This window comes from Protofrankia sp. Cr1 (genome assembly GCF_963555865.1).
Taxonomy (GTDB): Bacteria; Actinomycetota; Actinomycetes; order Frankiales; family Frankiaceae; genus Protofrankia.
Genome location: NZ_CAUVXO010000029.1, coordinates 7,270 through 12,879 on the forward strand (window position 1 = coordinate 7,270; position 5,610 = coordinate 12,879).

A 5,610-nucleotide genomic window follows, 5' to 3' on the forward strand; every position below is an offset into this window, starting at 1 on the left:
GCAGGTCAGATCGATTCCGACACGGTCACCGCGGTGGGTGCTGCCGCCGTCCGGGTCTGAGAAGATCCAAACCGGTGTCCAACTGATCGTGGCGCTGTCGGCCTCGCGAGCGCGCCAGCTCGTGTGTTCCAGCAGCGCCATGTCCCAGCAGCGTCCCCACAAACACCAGCAGCCGGACGGAACGAGAAGAGCACCATGGCAGAGATCACAGCCGCTGACATTCGCAAGCTCCGGGAACTGACCGGTGCTGGAATGAGCGACGTCAAGAAAGCGCTCGTCGAGAACAACGGTGACTTCGAGAAGGCTCGGTCGTGGCTGCGGGAGAAGGGCTTGGCGCAGGTTGCCAAGCGGGCCGGGCGCAGTGCGTCCAACGGCCTGGTCGACTCCTATCTGCACAAGACCGACCCAGCGCTGCCGCCGACCATCGGCGTTCTGCTGGAACTGCGATGTGAGACCGACTTCGTTGCCAAAACCGACCAGTTCAAGCAGCTTGGGCGTGACATCGCGCAACATATCGCTGCGGCTGACCCGCTCTACGTGACCGCGGAGCAGATCCCGAACGAGGTCCTTGAGCAGGAAAAGAAGATCTACGAGGCCGCCGCTCGCGAGGAGGGCAAGCCCGAGCCAGCCCTTCCGAAGATTGTGGAAGGCCGGCTGAACGGTTACGTGAAGTCGGTGGTCCTGCTTGAGCAGCCATGGGTCCGGGACGGTAAGATCACTATTCGGGCGCTGCTCGAACAGGCCGGGTCAGCCCTCGGTGAAAAGATCGAAATTGGTCGTTTCGCCCGATTCAACGTCAAGCAGGCCTGACCGCGCTTCTCGCCGCCCGAAAGTCTCCCGCGCGCGGGAGTGGGGCAGACTAGCTGGCAGTGCACGTCCACCGGCCGATGATTGCGGCTGACGGCGAGGGGGCCGATCGTGACCGAGAACGCCATCAGGGATGCAGATGCTGCAGCCGGTTGTGAGCGCACGGATGTGCGCTGGCACCGCGTGCTGCTGAAGTTGTCCGGTGAGGCGTTCGCCGGGGGCGAGCCTCTCGGCATCGACCCCGACACGGTGGCGACCATCGCGCGCCAGCTCGCGGAAGTGAACCGGACCGGCATCGAGATCGCGGTCGTGGTCGGCGGTGGCAACATGTTCCGCGGCCAGCGGCTTGCCGAGCGTGGCGTCGACCGTGCCAGGGCCGATTACATGGGGATGCTTGCCACCGTGATCAATTGTCTCGCGCTGCAGGATGTCCTGGAGCGTCAGGGGGTGGTGACCCGGGTGCAGACGGCGATCGCCATGGGCCAGGTCGCAGAGCCGTACCTGCCGCTGCGGGCTATCCGGCACCTGGAGAAGGGCCGTGTCGTCATCTTCGGGGCGGGCCTGGGCGCGCCGTTCTTCTCCACGGACACCACCGCCGCGCAACGGGCTCTGGAGATCAAGGCGCAGGCTGTTCTCAAAGCCACCAAGGTCGACGGTGTCTACGACGCCGACCCCACGACGAACCCCCATGCGGTTCGTTTCGACACGCTCGTCTACGGCGAGGTGCTGGCTCGCGGGCTGAAGGTCATGGACGCTACGGCCATCAGCCTGTGCATGGACAATCGGCTGCCGATCGTGGTTTTCGACCTGCTGACGGAGGGGAACATACTGCGGGCCGTCCGCGGTGAGAAGATCGGCACTCTGGTCAGTGTGGACGAGGGCGGGACGGAAGGACGATCGTGATCGACGACGTGCTCCTCGAGGCCGAGGAGAAGATGGACAAGGCGGTCCAGGTCGCGAAGGACGATTTCGCCACCATCCGGACGGGGCGGATCACTCCTTCGGTGTTCTCCAAGGTTCTCGTTGACTACTACGGCGCGCCGACGCCGGTGAGCCAGCTGGCGTCGTTCCACATACCGGAACCGAGAATGGTCATTATCACGCCGTATGACAAGGGCTCGCTGGCTGCGGTCGAAAAGGCCGTCCGAGACTCCGATCTCGGCGTGAACCCGAGCAACGACGGAACGATCATCCGTTGTATCTTTCCCGAGCTCTCCGAGCAGCGTCGACGGGATCTCGCGAAGGTCGCGCGGACCAAGGCGGAGGATGCGAAGATCAGTATCCGTAACGTCCGCCGGCACGCCAAGGAGGCCATCGACCGCATCGTCCGCGACGGCGATGCGGGTGAGGACGAGGGCCGGCGCGCGGAGAAGGACCTGGAAGAGGCAACGCATCGATATGTCGGCCAGGTGGACGAGTTGCTGCGGCACAAGGAGTCGGAGCTGTTGGCCGTCTGACCGACACCGACAGGCACTTTGCCGTCCGTTGCCGTGAGTCGAATACGTTCCAGGGTGATATTGCACACGCTCGTCGGTCCGGGCGGTACGAGCAGTTCATGGTCAGGGCCTTGGGTGAGGATCTCGTGACGGGTGTCGGACATGCGACCCGCGAGCTCGAGGTGCGTCGGGTGCGAGCAGGTCGGGATCTTCCCGCGGCGATCATAGTCGGTATCGCGCTGGCATTGATCATCATTGTGCCCCTGTTCACGGTGCGTCCGCTGTGGATTGCCGTGATCTGTGCGGCTGTCACGGTTGGCGTGTTCGAGATGGTCAGGGCGCTGCGCCTGTGCGGGATAAAGATCGCTTTGCCGCCGCTCGCGGTGGGGACGGCGGCCATGCCAGCGGTGGCCTACCTCACCGGTACCTCCGGTCTGGTGCTGGCCCTGGCCGCGACGGCCGTCGTGACGACCGCCTGGCGGCTGGCCTACTCGGACAAGAACCTGTTGACCGACGTGGCGGCCGGTGTGTTCTGCGCGGCGTACGTGGGTCTCCCGGCCGGTTTCGCGGCCCTGCTGACCAGCCCGCCGGACGGGCCGCGGCGGATGGTCGCGTTCCTGGCGACCGCCGCGGCAAGTGACATCGGCGGGTACACCGCAGGCGTCCTCTCGGGCGGGCGGCACAAGCTCGCCCCGACGGTGTCCCCGGGTAAGTCCTGGGAGGGCTTTGCCGGTTCCGTCGTCGTATGTGTGATCGTCGCCAGTGTTTCGATGGCCTGGCCCCTGCATGCCGCACTCTGGCAGGGGGCGGTGCTCGGCATCGCGATCGCCTGCACGGCGACCGCCGGTGACCTGGGCGAGTCGCTGCTCAAACGGGACATCGGTATCAAGGACATGGGCAACCTGCTGCCGGGACATGGCGGGATCATGGACCGGTTGGACTCGGTGCTGTGTACGGCGCCCGTTGCCTGGCTGCTGATCACCGCCTTCGCGCCACCATCGTGACCTGGCAGACTGGACGGGTCATGACCGATTCCTCCGCCGCCTCGGCGCCGCAACCGCTACCGCTACCGCTACCGCTACCGCTACCGCTACCGGTGACGCTGGTCCGCTCCGCCCGGGTGCGCCCACCCCGCCATCTCGCTGACCTCACCGTCGAGCAGCGCCGCGAGCTGGCGGTATCCCTGGGCGAGCCGGCCTTCCGGGCCGACCAGATCTCCCGCCATTATTTCGCCAGGCATCTATGCGCCGACGATGCGGAGGCGATGACGGATCTTCCCGTCGCCTCCCGCCCCGGGCTGGTGGAAGCGCTGCTGCCGGTGCTGCTGACGCCGGTGAACGTCATGACCTGTGATGGTGGAGACACGCGCAAGACGCTGTGGCGGGCCTTTGACGGCGTGTTGATCGAGTCGGTGCTGATGCGCTATCCCGACCGGTCCACGGTCTGCGTGTCCAGTCAGGCCGGGTGCGGGATGGGTTGCCCGTTCTGCGCGACCGGCCAGGGTGGGCTCACCCGCAACCTGTCCACGGCCGAGATCGTGGACCAGGTGGTCGCGGCGGCCCGGACGCTTGTGCGCGGGGAGCTGGCCGGCGGCCCGACCAGGCTGTCGAACGTCGTGTTCATGGGTATGGGCGAGCCGCTGGCCAACTATGCCACTGTGATCGCCGCATTGCGGATGCTCAGTGGCCCGGCACCGGTGGGCCTGGGGCTGTCGGCACGGTCAATCACGGTGAGCACGGTCGGGTTGGTGCCGGCGATGCGCCGGCTTGCCGGGACGGGCCTGCCGGTGACGCTGGCCGTTTCCCTGCACGCACCCGACGACGAGTTGCGTGATCGCCTCGTCCCGGTGAATCGGCGCTGGCCCGTGGCGGAGGTACTCGCCGCGGCCTGGGAGTACGCCGAGGTGACCGGACGCCGGGTGAGCATCGAGTATGCGCTGATCGACGACGTCAACGACCAGCCGGAACGCGCCGACGCCCTGGCCGGGCTCCTTGCCGGTCGGCTTGCGCACGTCAACCTGATTCCTCTCAACCCGACCCGGGCGGTGTCCTGGCGGGCCAGCGAACGGGGCCGGGAGCGGGAGTTCGTCCGTCGGCTACGCCAGCGCGGAATTGCGGCGACTGTGCGCGATACGAGGGGACGCGACATCGCCGCAGCGTGCGGGCAGCTGGCGGCTGACGGGTCGGACCGGAGTGACAGTGCCGCCGGGTGACCGCCGCTCGTCCCGTCGATCGGTCGCCCGTCGCGACCGCAACCCGCGCTGGGTTCCGGTAACCGCGGCGGCCGGGGCCATTCTGATCATCATAGGGCTGGTCCTCTACTTCGGTGGCGACGATCCCGGCCCGCAGACCAGGGTGGGGCAGTCGGCGGGTACCGCCGGGGGCCCCACCGGCGGACCCGGCGGTGGACCCGGCGCCACTGGGCCACCAACGCCGGCACCGGCGCCGACCGCGGCGAGTGGATGCGTGACCGCCAGGACCATCGCGGCCGGGTCGAGCCAGCAGTCGGTCCGGGTCGGGGCGGACACCCGTACATACCAGCTGGCGGTTCCCGCCGTCGACGCCCATACCCGAGCACTGCCGCTCGTCCTTGCCTTTCACGCCTTCGGAGAGGACCCGGCCGCGCTGGAGCGCTACGCCCATCTGGCGGAGATCGGCACCACGACGGGCTATGTCGTTGTCACCCCGAACGGCGCGAACGGCCGGTGGAACTTCCCGCGCCGGGCCACCATCGGGCCGGACGACGTGGCGTTCGTAGCCGCGATCATCGGTGACCTGGGCACCCGGATGTGCCTGGATACCCGCAGGGTGTTCGCCACCGGGCTGGCGGACGGCGCGGACATGGCCATCACGGCGGCCTGTGCCCTGCCGGGGACCTTCGCCGCGGTCGTGCCGGTGGCCTTTGCCGTCCTACCCGCCAGCTGTCCGGGTCCCGTGCCGAGCCTGCTGGCGATCAACGGAACCAGCGACCCGGTGACGCCGCTGGAGGGCGGCGGAGTGGATCGTCCCGCACCCTTCGACGGCACCCAGGCACAGCCGATGCAGGCCCGCCTCGACCGTTACGCCGGCTCCGTCGGCTGTGGGCCGGCGAACACGTGGGTGCGGGACACCACCGCTCTTCGGCGGTTGGTGTTCACGGCCTGTCCCCGCGGCCGTGACGTGGGCTTGCTGGCAAGTGTGGGTGGTGGCCACGTGTGGCCCGATCCGGATGCCGACCCGCCCAAGGGTGCGGCGCGTGCGCAGTTCAGCGCCACCGAGGTCGCCCTCGCCTTCTTCCGCGGACATCCGGGGCCCGCGCCCGCCACCCCGACGCCGAGCGCCGCCGGATCAGCCCCGCGATAGCGGTACGGCCCGCGTCAACGGCCTCA

Annotated in this window: 6 protein-coding genes; all 6 read left to right on the forward strand. The window is 68.1% G+C overall.

Going from position 1 to position 5,610, the window contains the following annotated elements; genetic code table 11:
• Positions 1–195 precede the first annotated feature (195 nt).
• Entirely contained in the window at positions 196–810 is a 615-nt protein-coding gene (gene tsf, locus U9980_RS04895; RefSeq protein WP_322748301.1) for a translation elongation factor Ts, read from the forward strand.
• A gap of 108 nt (positions 811–918) precedes the next feature.
• Positions 919–1,710, forward strand: coding sequence for a UMP kinase (pyrH, locus tag U9980_RS04900; protein ID WP_416210157.1), 792 nt, complete (start codon positions 919–921; stop codon positions 1,708–1,710).
• A complete protein-coding gene (frr, locus tag U9980_RS04905) occupies positions 1,707–2,264 on the forward strand; it encodes a ribosome recycling factor (protein ID WP_322752117.1) in 558 nt (185 codons plus the stop codon). Before pyrH ends, frr begins: the two co-directional genes overlap by 4 nt.
• A 98-nt stretch (positions 2,265–2,362) precedes the next feature.
• The gene (locus U9980_RS04910; RefSeq protein WP_322766875.1) at positions 2,363–3,247 is read left to right on the forward strand and encodes a phosphatidate cytidylyltransferase; all 885 of its coding nucleotides are present in this window, start codon (positions 2,363–2,365) and stop codon (positions 3,245–3,247) included.
• Positions 3,248–3,267: 20 nt separating this feature from the next.
• Entirely contained in the window at positions 3,268–4,455 is a 1,188-nt protein-coding gene (gene rlmN, locus U9980_RS04915) for a 23S rRNA (adenine(2503)-C(2))-methyltransferase RlmN (RefSeq protein ID WP_322766876.1), read from the forward strand.
• Positions 4,456–4,708: 253 nt separating this feature from the next.
• Complete coding sequence (locus tag U9980_RS04920; protein ID WP_322766877.1) at positions 4,709–5,584, forward strand: PHB depolymerase family esterase; 876 nt, start codon at positions 4,709–4,711, stop codon at positions 5,582–5,584.
• Positions 5,585–5,610 lie beyond the last annotated feature (26 nt).

What these genes read in the sequence shown, in the direction of transcription:
- tsf (WP_322748301.1), top strand. Translation starts at nt 196, where the DNA reads ATGGCAGAGATCACAGCCGCTGACATTCGCAAGCTCCGGGAACTGACC.
- U9980_RS04910 (WP_322766875.1), top strand. Translation starts at nt 2,363, where the DNA reads ATGGTCAGGGCCTTGGGTGAGGATCTCGTGACGGGTGTCGGACATGCG.
- rlmN (WP_322766876.1), top strand. Translation starts at nt 3,268, where the DNA reads ATGACCGATTCCTCCGCCGCCTCGGCGCCGCAACCGCTACCGCTACCG.